This is a genomic window from Parapedobacter sp. ISTM3, from assembly GCF_016533505.1.
GTDB classification, from domain to species: domain Bacteria; phylum Bacteroidota; class Bacteroidia; order Sphingobacteriales; family Sphingobacteriaceae; genus Parapedobacter; species Parapedobacter luteus.
This window is the reverse complement of the sequence record NZ_JAENGN010000003.1, coordinates 121,745-141,705: the sequence shown is the minus strand read 5'-3', so window position 1 is coordinate 141,705 and position 19,961 is coordinate 121,745. Positions and strand designations below refer to the sequence as shown.

The 19,961-nt window shown below is 46.5% G+C and carries 18 protein-coding genes; 5 read left to right on the top strand and 13 right to left on the bottom strand.

Annotated elements, in window-relative coordinates:
- Positions 1–113: 113 nt before the first annotated feature.
- Genes JHJ32_RS05580 through mgtE form a run of 3 tightly spaced genes read right to left on the bottom strand, consistent with a single transcriptional unit; the run spans position 114 to position 3,222 of the window.
- Entirely contained in the window at positions 114–1,202 is a 1,089-nt protein-coding gene (locus JHJ32_RS05580) for a hypothetical protein (protein WP_200120266.1), read from the bottom strand.
- Entirely contained in the window at positions 1,199–1,849 is a 651-nt protein-coding gene (locus tag JHJ32_RS05575; RefSeq protein WP_200120265.1) for a hypothetical protein, read from the bottom strand. Before JHJ32_RS05575 ends, JHJ32_RS05580 begins: the two co-directional genes overlap by 4 nt.
- Complete coding sequence (mgtE, locus tag JHJ32_RS05570; protein ID WP_200120264.1) at positions 1,846–3,222, bottom strand: magnesium transporter; 1,377 nt, start codon at positions 3,220–3,222, stop codon at positions 1,846–1,848. The genes JHJ32_RS05575 and mgtE overlap by 4 nt, the downstream gene beginning before the upstream one ends.
- A gap of 777 nt (positions 3,223–3,999) precedes the next feature.
- Here mgtE and JHJ32_RS05565 point away from each other — a divergent pair.
- Positions 4,000–6,675 (top strand): hypothetical protein, encoded by a 2,676-nt coding sequence (locus JHJ32_RS05565; RefSeq protein ID WP_200120263.1) that lies wholly within the window; start codon positions 4,000–4,002, stop codon positions 6,673–6,675.
- A 23-nt stretch (positions 6,676–6,698) separates the two neighbouring features.
- Here JHJ32_RS05565 and pgk read toward each other — a convergent pair whose 3' ends face one another.
- The 3 genes from pgk to sppA form a co-directional block, all read right to left on the bottom strand.
- On the bottom strand, positions 6,699–7,889 hold the full coding sequence (pgk, locus tag JHJ32_RS05560; RefSeq protein WP_079716222.1) for a phosphoglycerate kinase: 1,191 nt from the start codon (positions 7,887–7,889) through the stop codon (positions 6,699–6,701).
- Positions 7,890–7,989: 100 nt separating this feature from the next.
- Entirely contained in the window at positions 7,990–8,844 is an 855-nt protein-coding gene (locus tag JHJ32_RS05555) for a hydroxymethylglutaryl-CoA lyase (RefSeq protein ID WP_079716223.1), read from the bottom strand.
- On the bottom strand, positions 8,844–10,616 hold the full coding sequence (gene sppA, locus JHJ32_RS05550) for a signal peptide peptidase SppA (protein ID WP_079716224.1): 1,773 nt from the start codon (positions 10,614–10,616) through the stop codon (positions 8,844–8,846). The genes JHJ32_RS05555 and sppA overlap by 1 nt, the downstream gene beginning before the upstream one ends.
- A gap of 163 nt (positions 10,617–10,779) precedes the next feature.
- Here sppA and folK point away from each other — a divergent pair, with 163 nt between their 5' ends.
- Positions 10,780–11,280 (top strand): 2-amino-4-hydroxy-6-hydroxymethyldihydropteridine diphosphokinase, encoded by a 501-nt coding sequence (gene folK, locus JHJ32_RS05545; protein WP_200120262.1) that lies wholly within the window; start codon positions 10,780–10,782, stop codon positions 11,278–11,280.
- A gap of 6 nt (positions 11,281–11,286) precedes the next feature.
- Positions 11,287–11,649, top strand: a complete 363-nt coding sequence (locus JHJ32_RS05540; RefSeq protein WP_079716225.1) for an Hpt domain-containing protein — start codon at positions 11,287–11,289, stop codon at positions 11,647–11,649.
- Here the strand turns inward: JHJ32_RS05540 and purS are convergent, their stop codons facing one another.
- From purS to rho, 3 genes are read right to left on the bottom strand one after another with little or no spacing between them, the layout of a single operon-like run.
- Complete coding sequence (gene purS, locus JHJ32_RS05535; RefSeq protein ID WP_079716226.1) at positions 11,650–11,901, bottom strand: phosphoribosylformylglycinamidine synthase subunit PurS; 252 nt, start codon at positions 11,899–11,901, stop codon at positions 11,650–11,652.
- A 58-nt stretch (positions 11,902–11,959) separates the two neighbouring features.
- Positions 11,960–12,637: a CDP-diacylglycerol--serine O-phosphatidyltransferase gene (gene pssA, locus JHJ32_RS05530; protein WP_079716228.1), complete on the bottom strand. Its 678-nt coding sequence runs from the start codon at positions 12,635–12,637 to the stop codon at positions 11,960–11,962.
- 45 nt (positions 12,638–12,682) lie between these two features.
- Positions 12,683–14,182 carry a transcription termination factor Rho gene (gene rho, locus JHJ32_RS05525; RefSeq protein WP_079716229.1) on the bottom strand — a complete coding sequence of 500 codons (1,500 nt, stop codon included), beginning with the start codon at positions 14,180–14,182 and terminating at the stop codon, positions 12,683–12,685.
- Between the two features lie 424 nt (positions 14,183–14,606).
- Between rho and JHJ32_RS05520 the strand changes: the two genes are divergently transcribed.
- Together JHJ32_RS05520 and JHJ32_RS05515 are read left to right on the top strand one after the other, a co-directional pair.
- Positions 14,607–16,229: an MFS transporter gene (locus tag JHJ32_RS05520; RefSeq protein WP_200120261.1), complete on the top strand. Its 1,623-nt coding sequence runs from the start codon at positions 14,607–14,609 to the stop codon at positions 16,227–16,229.
- A gap of 143 nt (positions 16,230–16,372) precedes the next feature.
- Positions 16,373–17,227, top strand: a complete 855-nt coding sequence (locus JHJ32_RS05515) for an N-acetylglucosamine kinase (RefSeq protein WP_200120260.1) — start codon at positions 16,373–16,375, stop codon at positions 17,225–17,227.
- A 117-nt stretch (positions 17,228–17,344) separates the two neighbouring features.
- Here JHJ32_RS05515 and JHJ32_RS05510 read toward each other — a convergent pair whose 3' ends face one another.
- The 4 genes from JHJ32_RS05510 to JHJ32_RS05495 form a co-directional block, all read right to left on the bottom strand.
- Positions 17,345–18,028, bottom strand: a complete 684-nt coding sequence (locus JHJ32_RS05510) for a metal-dependent hydrolase (RefSeq protein WP_079716233.1) — start codon at positions 18,026–18,028, stop codon at positions 17,345–17,347.
- Positions 18,029–18,061: 33 nt separating this feature from the next.
- Positions 18,062–18,370, bottom strand: coding sequence for a YbaB/EbfC family nucleoid-associated protein (locus JHJ32_RS05505; RefSeq protein WP_200120259.1), 309 nt, complete (start codon positions 18,368–18,370; stop codon positions 18,062–18,064).
- A gap of 102 nt (positions 18,371–18,472) precedes the next feature.
- A complete protein-coding gene (locus tag JHJ32_RS05500; RefSeq protein WP_079716236.1) occupies positions 18,473–18,940 on the bottom strand; it encodes a DUF4199 domain-containing protein in 468 nt (155 codons plus the stop codon).
- A 14-nt stretch (positions 18,941–18,954) separates the two neighbouring features.
- A complete protein-coding gene (locus JHJ32_RS05495) occupies positions 18,955–19,890 on the bottom strand; it encodes a hypothetical protein (protein ID WP_200120258.1) in 936 nt (311 codons plus the stop codon).
- Positions 19,891–19,961: the final 71 nt, after the last annotated feature.

Genomic DNA, 19,961 nt, shown 5'->3' with positions numbered 1-19,961 from the left:
TGTTTTTATATCCCCGTTTTCGGGACTGCAATATTCGGAACTTTCTACCGAATAAACAAAAAATATTTTAAAAAATCCGCAACTCACTAACTATCAATACGGCTTCCCTACAGCTACTCAAACAGATAATCATAAGGATAAACAAGTATATCCCAGCTTTCCCCACCATCATCCGTAATGAACAGCTTATTCCAGTCATAAATTATCCCTCGCCTTTCGTTATAAAAATCCATCGCCATCCCCGACACGTCAATCCCGTGGGTACGACCCTCCAAGCGGATCCATGTTTGGCCTGCGTCGGTACTCTTGGCTACCCCATCGGCCAGTAAGGCATACACCACGCGCGGGGATGCGGCGTAGCACATCTTGATGCCGTTTTCGCCAATTGGCACAGGTACAAACGAATCGCCACCGTCGGTTGAATAAAGCGGCTGTCCGGTTTGAGGGTATACCAATAGCACATCACTGGCTATGGCTTCGATGGCTGGTTGATTAAGATGACCTAATACCGCTCCCTCCGACCAAGCCTGCCCTCCGTTTACCGTCTTCAGTACACGAACTGCATCGTGCGGTCCATACCGTTCCCTGTAGAGCAACCAACCGCTGTGATAATCCGCGAAATCAATGGCAAGCGCGATAGCATTATTGCGTTTCAACACCAATTCATGGCTCGCTTCATCCAAGTTTACATGGTAAAGTAACATCCGTATATCCATTCCTGCACGGTACTCGGCCAAGACCCATAAAGCGCCATCGGGACCAACGACCAGTTGGACAACAGAAAATGTTCCTGATATCAAATCGTCACCCTCGCCAATGGACATCTCATGCACTTGCCATGTAGCCCCCATATCACTTGAATGACGCAACACAACCGATGTGCCTTCCGCCGCGGCATACACAAGCAAACCTTCCCCAAACGCTGCCGTATGCGCGTCCCACAGCCATGAAGACGGATTGAAACTAAACGACTTGAATCTATTGCTTGTCGAAAAACTGCCCTTTTCCGTGATTCCTCGGATTTGGTTACGTTCATCCAAACATGCATAGACTATACGATTACCCTGTATCAACGCGCGGACGTCCGGGTTCACAGTAGGCTCTGCAGGATACAATCCCAACAATGTACCGTCGCCTTTACAGCTAAACAGCAAGGACGCCACCAAGAAACCTATCCCAATCGTTTTACCTGAGCTTATCATAACTCCAGAATTATGCCCAAAGAAAGGTTAATAACATTGAAATTGAAGGGATACGAAGTCGGCGTGATATAACCAGCAGCCACATCGTCATTCATGACCTTTTTTTCAACCTTTAGCCGGGGATAAAAAAACTCGTAGCCCAGCTTTACGTAAAACTCCCGATACTGCATCCGTAGCCCCAGCGCTTGTGAAATGCCTGAACCTTTCAGGTAATTATCCGAAAAAGATACACGTTCTCCATCGCCAGCAGCCGCGCTTTCAGCATCGTAATTTGCCACCCAGTTGAAGTCGATAGCAAAATAAGGGAAAAAGGTTGTTTGGCCGACAAAAAACACATCGTAACTTGCTTGACCGCCTAAGCGTATGACACGCAAATGCTCGGTAGTCCACTCATCCAATTCGTTAAAGAACAGCTTTATCCCGGTCTGTGGCCGTAGCCGAAGCCGCCCCTGATCCGCCACGGAGAATGCCGGACCGAGCGTCAAATTTATCCCCCCAGGGAATACCGATCGCAGGGGTGCATCGCTGAACCTTTCGACCCCGCCTTCCAACTCCAAGAAAACAGGCGATTTTTCCTGGGCAGAGAGCTCGCTTATAAAAAACAGCAACCACGCCCATCCTATTCGGTACTTGGTGAAGCAAATCATAATAAAACACCTGTAAGGACAAGCGTAGCCACGGTGAAATAGATAATTAAGCCGGTCACATCCACAAGTGTAGACACGAACGGCGCCGATGAAGATGCCGGATCAGCCCCGAGTTTGCGGAGAATAAAAGGCAACATCGAACCAACCAAAGAGCCCCACAGCACGACACCAACGAGCGACAAGCTCACAACTGTGCCTACGAGCAACCAATATTCGCCGTATTCCTGAGAAAACGCTTGCCAAGTACATATCCGAATAAAGCCCAACGCACCAAGTATCAAGCCAAGCAACAAGCCAGAGAGGATTTCGCGTCGCATGACCTGCCACCAATCAAGCAAAGTCACTTCGCCCAAGGCCATCGCTTGAATAATCAATGTGGAAGCTTGCGAACCACTATTGCCACCACTGGAAAGAATCAACGGCATAAACAAAATCAATACCGCGCTTGCCAATTGACTCTCGTAATGCTCGAGCACGGTTGCCGTAAGTAATTGCCCAAGAAACAGTACAATCAACCACCCAGCCCGCTTTTTCACCAGGTGTAAAATAGACACGTCCAGGTAAGGCTCATCCAGCGCCTCAGTACCCCCTATCCGCTGCATGTCTTCGGTATATTCTTCGTTAGCCACCCAAAGAATATCGTCTACCGTGACTATACCCAACATGATCCCCTGTTCGTCGATAACAGGAAGCGCCACCCGGTTATTCATCCGGAATACATTGATAGCTTCTTCTTGCGGATCATTCGCATTGAGCGCAATAAGCCGATTATCAATTAGATCTTCGACCGTGGTTGCAGGGTCTGCTAATAAAATGTCTTTAATCCGGATATCATCAAGGAGTTTGCCGTCCTTATCAATGACATAGAGCACGTCGATGGTCTCGGATGCCTTCCCGTACTTGCGTATATGGTGTAATACGCGGGTGATGTCCCAATGCTGCTTTACGGTGATATAATCCGGCGTCATCAGCCGTCCGACGCTGTCCTCCGGATAGCCCAATAACGCCAGTGCCTCTTTGCGATCAGCTGGTGGAAGAAGGATGATTAGCTGCTTCACCACATCGCCTTTCAGCTCACTAAAAAAAGCCGTTCGGTCATCCGGCGGCATCTCGTTAATGATCTCCGAAATCTTAGGACCGGAAAGCTTCTTAAGAATGCGTTCTTGGGTAGGAAAATCGAGGATACGGAATACGTTTACCGCCCGGTTGATACTCAATGTTTCAATGAACGTTGGACCATATTCCGGCAGCTCATCTATCAACGCTTCCACCTCCGAAATATTTAACCCATCAAGGTGTTCTTTGAGCTGTTGTTCGTTGCCTTCGGCCAAAAGCAATTCGGTTTGTTCTACCAGCGTATCCAATTCGTCCATGGGCCCTCCTAAGTTAACGGTATTCTACATCGGTGAATGATTTTGCTTGCAAAAGTCGTCTTTTTAAATGAAAAGAACGAACAAGTGGACGTTAAAAAAACGCCCGAAATCCAATGATTAAAATATAAAAAAACAACCGCGAACAAGACAAAGTGTCAGCACGAATCGCCCCGATATCGAGTGAGCTTTAAATGCATTTAGTGAGCCTTTGCGGCCTTGGGCAAAAGTCCCAAATAACCTGCGGCAAACCGGCGACGCCACCCACTTATAATTACAGGGCAACACCCGCAGGTGCTGCTTAAGCGGCTGCTCAATGTATCAACACCTATCGGCAATCTCCCCGCTTGCACCGGCACACCGTTAAAAATTTTGACCACTTACTCGAAAAGATAGTGTAGATTAGCATGTCCTCCACATCATGTAGCCCACAGAGCTTCAGGCATCGGTTTTGGGGGATTTTCTTCGTTGTTTACATACATGAAAAACGATAATATTGCAAATATGATAGCCAGCATTAACAACTATTAATCAGTATTTAACTAAAACTATATAAAGAAATAAATTAATTACGAACACTAGCTCAACAATCATTTATACCAAAAAAATTAGCAACCCGCAATAAATCCAATGAAAAATCACCAGTACGTATTTACAATCAATATCTTATGTTTATTAACATTATGTTTTTATTCACATAATGGTTTTCCTCAGGTTTTTAACGCCGACCAATACCCACCAAGTGTAAAGTGGAGGCAAATCAATACCGAAAACTTCCAAGTGATATATCCGTCCATTTTCGAAGCTGGCGCCCAACGGTTGGCTAATGACTTGGAAATTCTTCGAGAACGGGTAAGCGAATCGTTGGGAGTAAAACCCCGGAAAATTTCCATCATCTTGCAGAACCAAACTGTAGAATCCAACGGAAACGTCCAGCTAGCCCCCCGCCGTTCGGAGTTTTACACGACCCCTCCCCAGCATAGCGACTTCCAAGATTGGCTCAATAATTTGGCTATCCACGAGCTTCGACACGTTGCGCAATTTGACAAATTGACAGGCTACCTGCGCGCACCTTTTTTTGAGCAACTCGCACTTGCCATTTACGGTGCCAACTTACCAGCTTGGTTTTTTGAAGGCGATGCCGTCCTAACCGAGACCAAGCTTTCCCTTGCCGGCCGGGGACGCCTGCCCTCTTGGGAAATGCCCTTCCGGACAAATCTGCTGAGCGGCAAAAAATACAGCTATCAGAAGGACTATCTGGGATCGTTGAAGAATATCACGCCGGGTTTCTACGAGCTTGGTTATTTCCTTACCTGGCAACTTGAAAAAGCGTATGGTGCCGATATACTCGACAGCCTGATCACCCGTACCGCCAAGCTTCCCATCCGCCCATATAATTTCAGCAGTTCACTTAAGAAATACACGGGCTATAACACCAGGCAGTGGCACGAAAAAACAAGAGAGGAACTGACCCAACGATGGGAACAACAACTAATCGAAAATGCTCCCGAGGATTACCCCGTATTTCCCGACAAGCAAGCAGGCAAACCAGCAAGCTGGCTGCTGCCCCGAAGGTTAGCTGATGGCCGCGTCATAGCCCTCCATCAGGATGTACACCGGGTGCCAGCCATCGTCATACTGGACACCGCCGGGCGGCAGGATGAAGTCGCAAAAACCGGCCGGCAGACGGACCCTCATTTTTCGTATGCTTCCGGAAAGGTCGTCTGGGATGAACTCAGGCGCGACAAGCGTTATGGCAAACGTACCTATAACGTCATTAATCTTTATGACCTTGAGGCGCGGTCGTACAAACAGCTTACACGAAAAAGCCGTTATTTCTCGCCCGCCCTGCGCCCTGATGCAAAGCAGCTGATCGCAGTCTCGGTAGATGAGGATAATGCCATAAGCCTCGTCCTCCTGGACACCGAAAGCGGCCAGAGAATCGCTCGGTTTCCATCACCTGAAAACATCCAACTACAGACACCAGCTTTCGACCAAACAGGCACCAAGGTTATTGTCACGGGCGTATCCCGGCAGGGCGCAGCCTTGATTGAGCTGGACCTGCCTTCCGGCTCATACCGCATGGCGCTCCCCTGGCAAGCCCAGCAGATCGAACGGCCAACCTACGCAGACAACCGGATTATCTTCAAGGCGCACTACAACGGCATTGATAACCTCTATGCCCTCGATACCGCGGCCAATACGATTTACCAACTTACAAACGCCCGATTCGGGGCTTTTAATCCGTCTGTCGATACCTCGAGCAACCGAATATTGTTCAACAATTACCAACTCGACGGGTACCGGATTAGCCAAGTGGAGCCAATTACCTCGAAATATAGCGATTTTAAGCCGCTAGCGCAGCCAAACCACACCTACACGGACAATGACACCACCTACTTTGAGAAATGGGCTTCAAAGCCCTATAAAGGGCTGAAAAGTATATTCAACTTTCATAGTCTCTCGGTAGACAATGACAATTTCGACAACCTCGATGACATGAAGCCCGGTGTTTACTGGCTTTCCGATGATTTGCTGAATACTACACAACTCCGGTTGGGTTATGTTTACGATGGTGATATCCGCAGCAGTGAGTACCTTGCTTCGGTGACCTACCAACGCTTCTTTCCGAAGTTCTCGTTGGAATACCTCAATCGGGGACAGGTAGGTGCAGCGAGGATTACCTCGGGCGGCCAGGAAGATGTGATCGGCCTGCGGTGGCGCGAAAATACGGCAACACTGACCATGGATATTCCGTTCGTTTTCTACCAACGCAACCATGTAATCGCCTCCGGCTTCAGCACCGCCACCTCTTATACACAACGCTACAACCTAAACGAACCGCAATTTGAGAACCGCTTTATCGATCGCATCCAATTCCCGATGCACTATCAAGTGTATTTCAATCATAGCACCAGACAGAGCATGCTGGACCTCGCTCCTCGCTGGGGGCAACATCTCAGCATTACTTATCGGCATTTCCCTTTTGACAACCGGGTTTCAGGGCAGCTTCTGTCTTTGCGCACGGCGTTTTACTTTCCTGGACTTTGGCGCAATCACTCGCTACTGGCTCGATTTAATTACCAGCAACGAAATGGGACGTACCAAATGGCTAATGATATTCCGTTGGTAAGCGGCTATGACCAATTACGCCCGCTACCGGTGGACAACACGTTATTGGTAAGCTATCGATTTCCGATAGCTTACCCGGACTGGTCTATCGGTCCCTTGGCTTATATCAAACGTTTCAAGGGCGGCTTCTTTGCCGATTTCCAAAATGTACGGGCCGGAAACGCATTCCAGCCTCGTACGTTTGGCATTGAATTCCGATCGGATATGAATTTATTGCGCTACTACCTGCCAAATTTTGACATTGGCATTAAACTGGTCTATGCCAATGAACCAAATCCGAGGCGACGTGTTTTTGCAACGTATGGCATCGGATATAGTTACTAAAAAAGCGGCTTGCGCCGCTTCAGTTATTCGTTTATTGCCTTTACTCCCGGGAGCTCTTTACCCTCCATGTATTCCAGCAACGCACCGCCGCCGGTACTTACATAGCTGACATGCTCCGTCATCCCAAACTTGCTCACGGCGGCAGCAGAATCCCCACCACCGATAAGCGAAAAAGCCCCTCGCTCTGTAGCTGCCACCACCGCGTCAGCCACGGCCTTGGTACCTTTCGCAAACTTATCCATTTCAAACACACCCATTGGACCGTTCCACAATATGGTGTTGGAGGCCTGAATAACCTGGGCAAAATGTTCTGCCGATTCCTTACCGATATCCAGCCCCATTTTGTCCGCAGGAATCCGGTCATTCCGGCCATCGTAAGCCGGCGAATCGGGTGAAAATTCGTCAGCAATCTGCGAATCGGTGGGCAACACCAGATTAACACCTTTTTCTTTGGCTTTTTTTACCAAATCATTTGCTAGATCCAGTTTATCCAGTTCGACTAATGATTTCCCAATCTCTCCACCGCGGGCCTTCACGAAAGTATACGCCATGCCTCCGCCAATAATCAGGTTGTCGACTTTTTCCAGCAATGCCTCAATAAGCTCTAGCTTATCGGACACCTTTGCGCCTCCCATGATGGCTGTAAATGGACGTTTTGGGTCATTCAATACTTTTTCGGCGTTGCCAATCTCGGCGGCCATTAAATATCCAAAATATTTAGCTTCGGGAAAAAACTGTGCAATTACCGCCGTGGAGGCATGGGCGCGATGAGCGGTACCAAATGCGTCGTTTACATAAACATCACCGAGCTTCGCCAGCTTTTCAGCAAAGGCCGCATCGCCCTTTTCCTCTTCTTTGTAGAAACGAAGATTCTCAAGAAGCAGTACTTCTCCAGGCTTTAGTCCCTCCGCCTTTGAGTAAGCTTCCGCACCGATGCAATCATTAACAAATTGTACATCCACCCCCAATACATGTGAGAGGTGGCCAACAATATGCTTCAAAGAGAATTTCTCCGAAGGGCCATCCTTAGGCCTACCAAGATGAGACATCAGGATGGCTGCACCGCCGTCGTTTAAAATCTTCTTAATCGTGGGCACCGCCCCTTGAATGCGGTTGTCGTCAGTAATGTTGTACTGCTCATCTAGGGGAACATTAAAATCCACCCGTATCAATGCCTTCTTGCCGGAGAAATCTAAATTGTCTATGGTTTTCATATTAATCGTTCAAAGTATTTGGGCTAACAAAGCTAATATAAGTATCGGCAAAAATTCAAGAAATTGCGAGTTTTTGTTTCTGCGCTCTTAAATCCGCCACCTATGCAAACACGTTCGTGCTATATTGTATCGCTTGGGCCCAGGCGTCCATATCCAACTGGGTGGCTATACCTCGCTCGTATAGCACTTCCAGCAAAGTCTCCGTGGCGATGTTACCTGTAAGCTTGTCTTCGGCCATTGGACACCCTCCGAATCCACGCAATGCCGTATCAAAACGTCTACACCCGACATCCAGCGCAGCCCGAAGCTTGTCACGACTGGTATCCGGTGTACTGTGTAAATGCAATCCCAGTTGCACGCCCGGAAATGCCTCGGCGATATAGGTGTATAAAGCAGCGATGCTGGCCGGCGTAGAATTGCCAATTGTATCGGCAAGCGCAAAGTGCCTCACCCCCAACGCTACCAGTTGGTCCGTGTAATCGGCTACAATAGCGGGGCTCCAGGCATCCCCATATGGATTGCCAAATCCCATGGAAAGGTATATCAGTGGAGTTTTACCATTGACGTGACAAATCGCTACAACCTGTTTTACGACTGACAATGCCTGAACAATGGTGCTATTCGTATTGCGAAGCTGAAATGTTTCGGACACCGAAAAAGGGAATCCCAACAGACCAACCGCATCATGGCTAACAGCTGCTTCGGCCCCCCGTATATTGGCCACTATAGCCAACAGGTCAGTCGTACTGCCGGTGGTATCCAGCAGGCTAAGTACCTTCGCGGTATCACGCAGTTGTGGGATGGCCTTCGGCGAAACGAAACTACCGAAATCCAATCGTTCGAACCCCACATTCAGCAGCAATTGTATATACGTTGCCTTCACCGATGTTGGAATAAAGCGGTGTATTCCCTGCATTGCATCGCGCGGGCACTCCGTTATCGCAATGTTTTTCATCAGTAAATTTCTAGTTCAAACGGTAGCCGGGCTTGTATACCCCGCAGCTGAAGTGCTGACTTCACTTGCTCATAAAACCGATATTGCTCACCAAGTTGGTGCCGGGCGAACCATGCACCGATTCGATCCGTAGTGTTGCCTAACAAGGATTCAAAGGGCTGCTTAATGGCCGGATAAGTGACTATCCGGAAATCATTTAGCCCTGCTTTGTTAGCCGCAGCAGCGATGGCATCGTCAATACTTCCCAAACGGTCTACCAACCCAATGGCCAATGCTTGCTGTCCGCTCCACACCCGGCCCTGTCCGATACTGTCTACCCGCGCTTTGGATAAGCCCCTGCCGTCGGCCACCCGTTGAAGAAAAGTGTCGTATATCCGTTCAACTTCCCGTTGAAGAATATTGAATTCATCGTTGGAGAGTGGCCGATCAAACGTGGTCAGCATATCGGCATATTTACTCGTTTTGACTTTATCATAGGTTATACCCAATTTGTCGTTATACAGTCCCTGTAAATTAGGTATCAGACCAAAGACCCCGATAGATCCTGTAATCGTGTTGGGCTGCGCAAAAATCGAATCGGCAGCAGCAGCGATATAATATCCACCCGACGCGGCTACATCCCCCATCGAAACAATAATCGGTTTTTCCTGTCTCAACAGTTCGACCTCCCTCCAAATCACGTCCGACGCCAATGCACTGCCTCCCGGTGAATTAATGCGAAACACAACAGCCTTCACTTTGTCGTCGCGGCGCACTTTGCGCAGTTCACGAGAAATCCGTTCTGAACCGATGATTTCATCTCCCCCTTCGCCGGAAACAATTTCACCGACAGCATAAACCACGGCTATGCGATCCCGTATTGATGCGCTCGCCACCTGCGGTTTGGGTTTGTATTTTGTAAGCGAAACCGCGCTGATGTCTGCGTCTTCACTGATGTCCAACAATACCTTCAACTCACTTAGTATTTCGTCTTTGTATTTTTTGCCGTCGGCCAATCGACGCGTTATCGCGTCATCCGCATTGCGAACAGCGTACTGGTCGGCAATGGCACGCAATGAATCGGGGCTCAGCTTTCGGCTCTCCGCTATTTCACCAAGGAAATGATCGTAGATGCTGCCTATAAACGACTCGACCTGCTCGCGGTTTGCGGTGCTCATCCTATCCAATGTATACGGTTCTACCGCACTCTTAAAGGAACCCACCTTGACCACTTGCGCCTCAATACCGAGTTTATCGAACATCCCCTTCAGGAACATCGTCTGGGAAGCAAGCCCTCGGAAATCAATCGTCCCTTCCGGATTAACATAAATCCGATCAGCAGTCGATGCCAAGTAATACGCCCGCTGCGTATAAAGTTCGCTGTAGGCTATGATAAATTTACCCGACTCCTTAAAATCCAACAACGCATCCCGAATCTCTTGCAACGATGCGAAACTAGCCGATACCACGGAAATATCTAAATAGATGCCTTTGATGCGATCATCGCTTTTGGCCGCCTCAATCCGTTTCAGAATGTCATCCAACCCTAAGTTTTTTGTAAAAATAAATCCGGGCACATTGAATCCATCGAACGGATCCGGCATTGTACGCTCAGTAATCTCATGATTCAAATTTATAATGAGTAGTGAGTTGTTGGGAATCTTCACCTCTCTGTCGGCCCCCACACTACTTATCATCCCCCCAATGATGATCAAACCAATAATAAACAATAAGACAAATGATAGGATAATCCCTGTCACCGTAGCCAATACGTACTTAAAAAATGCTCTCATGCTTTGAAATTCTTGTGTCAAACTTAGCCAAACTTGACCGGATATACAAACATACCTGTTCAGTAAGCCCTTGGATTTGACCATGCAACGGAAAGATAGTTACAATTGCTGATCTTTTCATTATTTTTGCCGGATAGGGCCTAACAACATCAGTTTTTAGAACATGCCAATGCCGGTTGACGCAGACACATATCTTTTATTGGGCACAAATATGGGCAACAGAATATTGCTTTTGCAGCAAGCCCGTAATGAAATTGCCCAAGAAATAGGGAGTATTGCAAAAATGTCTTCGATATATGAAACCGCAGCCTGGGGCAATGAGGACCAACCGAACTTCCTTAATCAAGTCGTACTTGTGACTACGCCACTGCAACCGCATCCATTGTTGGAAAAAATAAATGCAATTGAGAAAAAATTGGGCAGGCAACGCGTTAAGAAATGGGAATCAAGACCGATAGATATCGACATTTTATGGTATGCGGACCAACTTATAGACGAGGTTAATTTGCAAGTACCTCACATGCACCTCCCAGACCGAAGGTTCGCATTAATCCCACTGCAAGAAATTGCCCCTTCACTGATTCACCCTGCATCAAAAAAAACGGTCACCGAAATGCTGAACGATTCCCCTGACCGATTACCCGTACATCTTTATAAACAATAGATACATATGAACAACATGAACTTTGAACAAGCCAACATGGACTATCTGGAGGATCTATCCGGAGGCAATACGCAACTTATCAAAGAAATCCTTGAGCTTTTCATCAAACAGACGCCGCCCGACATTGAACTCCTTTCTTCATATATCCAACAGAACGACTGGGAAAAGGTATACAGACAGGCCCACCATATTAAGCCCACGCTAGCTTATGTCGGTGCAAACGGCATGCGCCAGGAATTGCAGGAAATAGAAAACCTTGCCAAAAACAGGCAAGGCCTCGACTTAATACCCGAAAAATTTAACGCATTACTACCTAGGCTGGAAACGCTCTATCAGGAATTGAAAACGTATCTGGAAACCTTAGAGTGACTAAATTGCCTTGATTTCAAAGTCGTAACTTTCCATAATCAAGTTTGCTAACAGTTTTTTGCATGCCTCATCTACTTTTTGGCGAGCGGTGTCCTCATCTGGCGCCTCCACTTCCAATGTGATGCGTTTACCAATTCTTATATTACTTATTTCGGTCAATCCTAAGTTTTTCATACTTCCGGTCACCGCTTTTCCTTGAGGATCCAAAATTTCCTTTAAGGGCATCACATTGATCTCTGCCAAAAAATTCATAGACTAAATAATTTTGAAGGCTACGATGACCCGCGCAACATGACCTGCCGCGGGTATTTCATGCCATTTGCTTAAAATGAATATAAGAAAACAAAAAATACAATACCAGCACTGCCGGAATAGCCGCAAAGTTAAATAAACCAACCAATACTGCGCTCAAAATTATAAAAATGAATTTCCAGCGATTTTTCCGCCAAGACAAGGACTCCAATTTTAATGAAAACAGCCTGATATTGCTCACAAGTAGCGCACTCGTTACAACGATGCTACCCAGCAAAAACAACGGGTGATAAACGCTACCGCTGTAAGCCTCTCCGATGAATGGCAGCGACACCACATAAAAGGCATTCATTGGTGTGTTAAGTCCAATAAAATCTGTCGACTGGCGTTCATCAACGTTAAATTTGGCTAAGCGGATTGCCGAAAACAGGGTAACAAGAAATCCCAGGTAAGGCAGGTATTCGGCGGTAGGAAGTGCTACACCGAGCATATAATAAAGCACTGAACCGGGCACAAGGCCGAAGCTCACGACATCGGCCAACGAATCCAGCTCTTTGCCTACGGCCGACCGCACATGCAACGCTCGCGCTACTAACCCATCAAAAAAATCGAAAACCCCGGATAGTAAAACACAATACGCTGCCACATCAGGCCGGCCGTCCAAAGCGAACGTAACCCCAACACAACCGCTGAAAAGGTTCAGGCAGGTAATAGAATTGGGTAAGTGTTTCTTCATAGTGGATGGCTGTAACATGCCATGGTGCTACAGCCATTGAGCTATTTAGCTATTCATACTAATCAAGAACTCTTCATTGGATTTAGTCCCCCGCATTTGAGCCAAGAGGAATTCCATCGCTTCGGTTGAGTTCATATCCGCAAGGTGGTTGCGTAGCACCCATATCCGCTGAAGGGTTTCACGGTCATTAAGCAAGTCGTCCCTACGCGTGCTCGATGCGATAAGATCAATGGCAGGGAATATCCGCTTGTTAGACAGCTTACGATCCAATTGCAGCTCCATGTTGCCTGTACCTTTGAATTCTTCGAAGATAACCTCATCCATCTTGGAGCCGGTATCAATCAGCGCTGTCGCCAATATCGTTAATGATCCGCCATGCTCAATATTACGCGCTGCGCCAAAGAAGCGTTTCGGTTTGTGAAGCGCGTTGGCGTCTACACCACCCGACAGGATTTTTCCAGAAGCTGGCGCCACCGTGTTATAAGCCCGCGCTAAACGGGTGATCGAATCCAGCAAAATAACCACGTCATGCCCACATTCAACCATCCGTTTTGCTTTTTCCAACACAATATTAGCAATTTTCACATGCCTCTCCGCAGGCTCATCGAAGGTGGAGGAGACCACTTCGGCGCGGACACTCCGTGCCATGTCGGTAACTTCCTCGGGACGTTCGTCAATCAAGAGAATAATCAAGTAGACTTCAGGATGGTTTTTAGCGATGGCATTTGCCACATCCTTCAACAACATGGTTTTACCTGTTTTAGGCTGCGCCACAATGAGACCGCGTTGCCCTTTACCAATGGGCGTGAATAAGTCCATGATTCGGGTGGAGTAATTACCCGGTCCCGTAAACAGCTTTAACCGTTCTGTCGGAAATAACGGTGTAAGAAAATCAAACGGTACACGATCACGTACATCTGCCGGGTTTTGCCCGTTAATGGCCTCAACTCTTACCAGTGGAAAATATTTCTCTCCTTCTTTCGGCGGGCGAATGCTCCCCCGCACGGTATCACCTGTTTTTAGTCCAAAAAGTTTAATCTGAGATTGGGAGACATAAATATCGTCAGGCGAAGTCAGGTAATTATAATCCGATGAACGGAGAAAACCATAACCATCTGGCATGATTTCCAACACGCCCTCATTAACGATGACATTATCAAAGTCGAGGCTAGTTGTAGGTCCTTCAATCTTGCTTCCGTTGGCCGGTTTCTGCACCGGAGATTGATCAGTCCGAGATTCACTCGCCACAGGCGCCGCGGTTTCCCGCTCATCGCTTAAGGACTCCTCTTTAGTGCTTCTGACACTTACAGGTTCGGCAGCCTTTACGGTGCGTACCCGTTTCCGCGGCCTGTCATCGGCCTCTTTTTCATCATTGCCCGTACTAACTTCTTCCTTTGCCGCCTTCCTCGCTTCCTCCTCGCCTGTTTCTACAATCTTCCTAACCAACTCTTGCTTTCGAAGTTTATCCGCATCGGGGATGCCAATTAGCCTCGCTATCTCACGTAGCTCGGACACGAGCTTCGCGTTTAATTCATTAATATTCATCAACTATTATTATATAATATAAGGATTTTTTAATAAAAAAGGGTTTTGCTGTTTTACACAGAAAATTATCCACTTTGCCCAGCCACACATCTTTAAATAACAATGATTCAGCATTTTGGTCTTCAGAAATCAAAGATTTTCGATGAAGTGTTAGGATAAATTTTGAGAATACTGCGCAAAGTAAAGGAATACATTTGGATTTTCAAAAAAATATTTTAAAATAAAAAACGCCTATTCCGGGAATAAAATTATCCTGTATGCCGTCCAATTCTTACTAAGCCTATCATTCAAAAGTAACGAGCTGTCTATCAATCAGGTAAAACGATTTATTAAAAGGAACAACGTAAAAATACCGAAAAAGTTTGAATAATTGCCTGTAAAAGCCCTATGTTAGTCAAAATTTTTTGGTTTACCTGTATTTGATATGACTACTGCATCCAATAAAAGCTATGCGTCAGCACTGTATTCGTTGACGATGGTATTTTTCTTTTGGGGATTTTTGGCTGGAGCCAACGGCGTATTTATTCCGTTCTGTAAATCACATTTCGATCTTACCCAATTCGAGTCTCAGTTAATCGATTCATCGTTTTACGGTGCCTATTACATTGGCTCCCTGTTGTTATATCTTTACTCAAGCCGTGTAGGATACGATTTCCTGAATAGAATCGGCTATAAAAAGGGTATCATTTATGGATTATTGATATCGGTGATTGGCGCAGTATGCATGATTCCAGCAGTAAATAGCTCGCAATATATCTTCATATTGATGGCGTTTTTTGTGATTGCTTTGGGATTTTCCCTGCAACAGACCGCAGCAAATCCGTTTGCTGTTGCATTGGGCGATCCAGCTACCGGAGCGCACCGCTTAAGTTTAGCTGGTGGGATTAATTCGTTTGGCACCACGATCGGCCCTATCATTATTACACTGATCCTGTTTGGTACCGTCGTAGCAACACCTGAACAGGTGGCTAATGCGCCCATCAGCTCGATTAATATTTTATATATCATATTGGCCGGTGTATTCTTGTTGGTCGCCGCATTTTTTGCCATCAAGGATATGCCCAGGGTTACTTCTGATGAAGAGCCCGAACACAGCAGTAAACTCACCAGAGCTTTGTTGGCCATTACCGTGTCGCTATTGGCACTGATAATTATCGGCTTCACGCTTCCTGAACACTTCGGACATAACAGCACCTTAGCATTGCTTATCATAGCGCTATTATCGGTGGTTATAATATTATTCTTTTCGAACAGTGCCGCACAAAAGGATGGTAGTGGCTGGGGTGCAATGAAATATCCTCAGCTTACGTTAGGCATGCTGGCAATTTTCGTTTACGTAGGCGTGGAAGTAACCATACAAAGCAATTTAGGCGCTTTATTAAAAACACCCGAATTTGGCGGATACGATGAATCCCAAATTTCGCATTTCATTTCCCTTTACTGGGGAAGTTTAATGATTGGCCGTTGGATGGGAGCGGTCACCGTTTTTAAAATGAGCAAGCGCATGCGTATGTTGTTGAGTGTAGCCGTTCCTTATCTGGCGTTTGGGGTAATTTTGGCTGTAAACCGTATCAGCGGTCGCGATGTGTCTGATTTATACATCTACGCGGTCTGCATTGCTGTGATGATAGGGGCTAATTTCTGGGCGCAGGCAAAACCAGCCAAATTATTGATGGCGTTGGGCATATTGGGGGTAGTAGCCATGCTGATTGGGCTGTATACTGACGGAGAAATAGGAATATTTGCCTTCATCAGCGGAGGGCTCGTCTGCTCCATCATGTGGCCAAGTATTTTTGCGCTAAGTATTACCGGCCTGGGAAAATATACCAGCCAAGGCTCGGCGTTGCTTATCATGATGATTTTAGGCGGTGCTATAATCCCTCCTTTGCAGGGAAGCATTGCCGACGTTTTACATGATATCCACTTATCATATTGGGTACCGGTGGTGTGCTTCGCGTATCTTGCATTCTTTGCCTGGAAAGTCTCGGATATCCTCAAAAAACAGGGACACGACATTGAAAACATCAATGCAGAGGGTGGCCATTAGTAAGGCAGCTGCAGGCGGGCGGAAAAAGATTTTCAAATAAGCGGGGCGATAATGTTTTTTTTTTCGGGGAAAACTGTATTTTCGGCGCATATAATTTGGATGGATATCATTAACTAAAACACCAACAAACTAAGACCCAACAAATGATTATTATTGCAGACGGAGGATCAACCAAAACCAATTGGTGCTTGCTGGATAACGCTGGAAAAAAGGTGTATTTCAACACTGAAGGCTATAACCCGTATTTTGTAAATAGTGAGTATATTGTAAATTCACTAAAAAAGGGCCTCCCTAAAGACTTGCCGTATGACCAAATCGCCGAAGTAAATTACTATGGCGCTGGCGTACACAACGAAGAAAAGGCCAGCGTTGTCGTCGAAGCACTTAAACAAGTGTTCGTTAATTCTCATGTGTTTGTCGGGCATGATCTGTTGGCCGCTGCCCGGGCGCTGCTCGGTGATAAAGCGGGATTTGCGGCTATCTTGGGTACAGGTACCAATACCTGTGTATACAATGGCGAGGAAATCATCCATAATATCGATTCGGCAGCTTACATTTTAGGCGATGAAGGCAGTGGTTGTTATATCGGCAAAAAATTGCTTACTGATTACATCCGAGGGTATATGCCCGAAGACGTCCGGGAAATTTTTTGGGAAACCTATAAATTAACCCCCGATGATGTCATGGATGCCGTATATACCAAACCATTAGCCAACCGTTTTTGTGCCAGTTTCAGTAAATTTGTGTATGATGTTACGGTGAATATCAACTATTCGCGCGGCATCGTACAAGCATCCTTTGATGACTTTTTCCGCAATCTGGTGTCTCGCTACCCCGATTATCAAAGCTACACATTTAATTGTATCGGCTCCGTTGGATACAATTTCCGAAATGTACTGGAGGAGACAGCTATCCAATACGGCATGAAGGTGGGCAGAATCGTACGTTCACCGATAGATGACTTAGTGCAGTATCACATCAATAAGTCCGTTCGATAAGCACGAAAGATATCTTAAAACGAAGAAGGCTGAAAATACACAGTGTGGACAGCCTTCTTTGTACAACCACCTTACCCGCCGCAAGCGCAACGCACATAGGTACCGCCGGTAAGGGACCTATAATACGAGCTCATCGCCAATTGCCAATAGGTGCAGATTGAGACCTGCATCCGCGAATTTCTGCTTGGCTGCCTCCCTATCAATGGTAATAGGCGGAAATGTATCGTAGTGAATACCGATGATATTTTTACAGTTAATAAACTGACTGGCTATGATGGCGTCGTCTACATCCATGGTAAAGTGTCCTCCTATTGGCAAAAAGGCCCAGTCAAGTCCTACATGTGCCAGCAGTTTCATCTCCATAGTTAATCCCGTATCCCCCGCAAAATATATTTTCTTTCCACCGCTCTGCAGCACATACCCCGCCGGAACGCCCGCATACTGCCCGTCGGGGGCGATGTTTGTATGTAAAGCATACACCATCTTGACGCTTCCAAACGTGGTCTGGACGGTGCCGCCAAAATTGAACGGAACAATATCCGACTCCGGAATATCCTGACGGCTGGCCCACATAGCTGTTTCCACTACCGCCAACACTTTGGCCCCGCTGTTTTTCTGTATAGCCGCCACATCGGCTACGTGGTCGTCGTGAGCATGGCTTAGGATAATATAGTCGGGTTTCAGACTGTTAATGTCAATGTGGCGCGCATTTGGATTAGGACTGATAAAGGGATCGAACAATGCCGTCGCCCCCTCCAAATGAAGTGCTACACTGGAATGTCCGTAATAAATTGCTTTCATGGCTATTCTCGATTATAAATTCAATAAAATGTACTACGATTGGCCAAACAATCCGCCAAGTCCGCCCAGCATATCCTTGGTCGCGGCTTGCATTTCCGTCTGGCTGATGTTATCAGCCTGCCGCATTGCATGGTTCATGGCTACGGCAAGCAACTCTTCCAGCTCTTCCTTATTCGCATTGGATAGAAATACCTGATCAATACTCACTTCCGTAACTTCCTTATTCGCCGTTGCAGTTATTTTAATAAGTCCCCCTTCAGCTTCTCCCGTCACGATGATATTATCCAATCGTTTTTTGATCTCCTCGGCTTTCTGCCGGGCTTCCAACAGTTTATCAAACATCTTAATCTAATTTATGGCCCTAAAAATACGGAATCTTATGTAAATATAAATACGGAAGACACCGCGCTTCTAAAGGAAACGAGAATAAGGCAAACTTTGTTTTTATCTTTTCCGTTCTGCGACAACGACAGCAATGACGAAGCATGTAATGACATTGGTCAATGCCGTGGAGACGGTAGTTGTAGACAAGTAAACAGGCAGCGAAAAACGCTCGCTGGCCAGATGACTGTCTACCTCCTTGACCTCAATTGAAAATCGTGTCATATGTTCTAAAAAGGCAGGATTTATCACCACACAGTACACATACCATACCAGGGGGCATAAACATGTGGCCACCAAACTGATACCCAACCCTTTTGCAAATACCCTCCGAAAACTCAACCGGCCATTAGGTTGGTCTGCACCGCCCCGTATTCCACGGTACAGGATATAAACCGACGGTACAGCAAAAAAATAAGACAAATACTCGTGGTAGCGGATATACCGATCGTGGAGGCCTACCAACCATTCAATCACCACCCACAAAAAGATGGCTAATGCAAAAAGTATCCCATACTTAATCGTATGCATAATCTCTCTATCGTTTATGATGCCTTTCCCTGCACCCTGAGGTAAACCACACTATTATGCGGCAGGCCCAACGTGGTAGCCGGCGTGACATCCAAAAGGTTTTGAAGATACACATCGATGATACCAGACAATACTCGCCTTCGTGATTCTTCAAATTCAGGCATGACAAAAAATTTACCCAAACGAAGCTTTCCATCGGGACCGACCAACATCGAGAACGTATAGTCGAAATCTTTATATGCTCTGTGGATAACAATATCGTATTCCGGATATAGATACGCATAAGCCGGCGATCGCCCCATCACTTCAAGGCTATCGTACCGCCTGCGCTTGATTTCCAACAATGGGCTTTTGCTCACCAGCTTAGGATAATTCTTAGAAGAGAATGAACTATCCACATTGGCTGGATTGTTGTTGGCTCGTTGTACCATCTTCCGTACAAATAGACTGTCGTACTTACGTGGTTTACGTAGCTCGGCCAAGGGCGTAGCCAGTTGGTTGAGGTAGTCCTTGGAATAAAAGCGCATGTATACGTTCGAACGAATCTTATTTACCTTTAAGCCATCGAGACTGAGGCGCTGGAGCATCATGCTGTCCGGATGCAGATCAATTACCTTCCAGCTCTCGCGCGCGAAATGGAAAAAGGAGTCATGATCATGCGTAATCTGAAAATTGAAGGACGAATCGCTTCCCGGCACATAAATCTGAACAGCATCTTCACGGGTAAACTTGATATGCCATTCCGGTTCTTGCACAAAACCGATAGAATCGTAAGCCAGTCCGTTGTCAAACGAACGCCGCACTTCATAAAAATCGATACCCACGATCGGGACAAAGGACGGTTTTCTTGGATCCTCGTCACCTCTCCCCTCGCCTGAACAACTAAAAAAGCAATAGGATATCAAGATAAAAAAGACATTAATCGTTATTAAACTATTCGTTACTCGCATGGGACGCTAACCTACTACAAATACCAGTAATATCCAATAAATTTTGCTGTTACATTGGCTCATGCACTAAT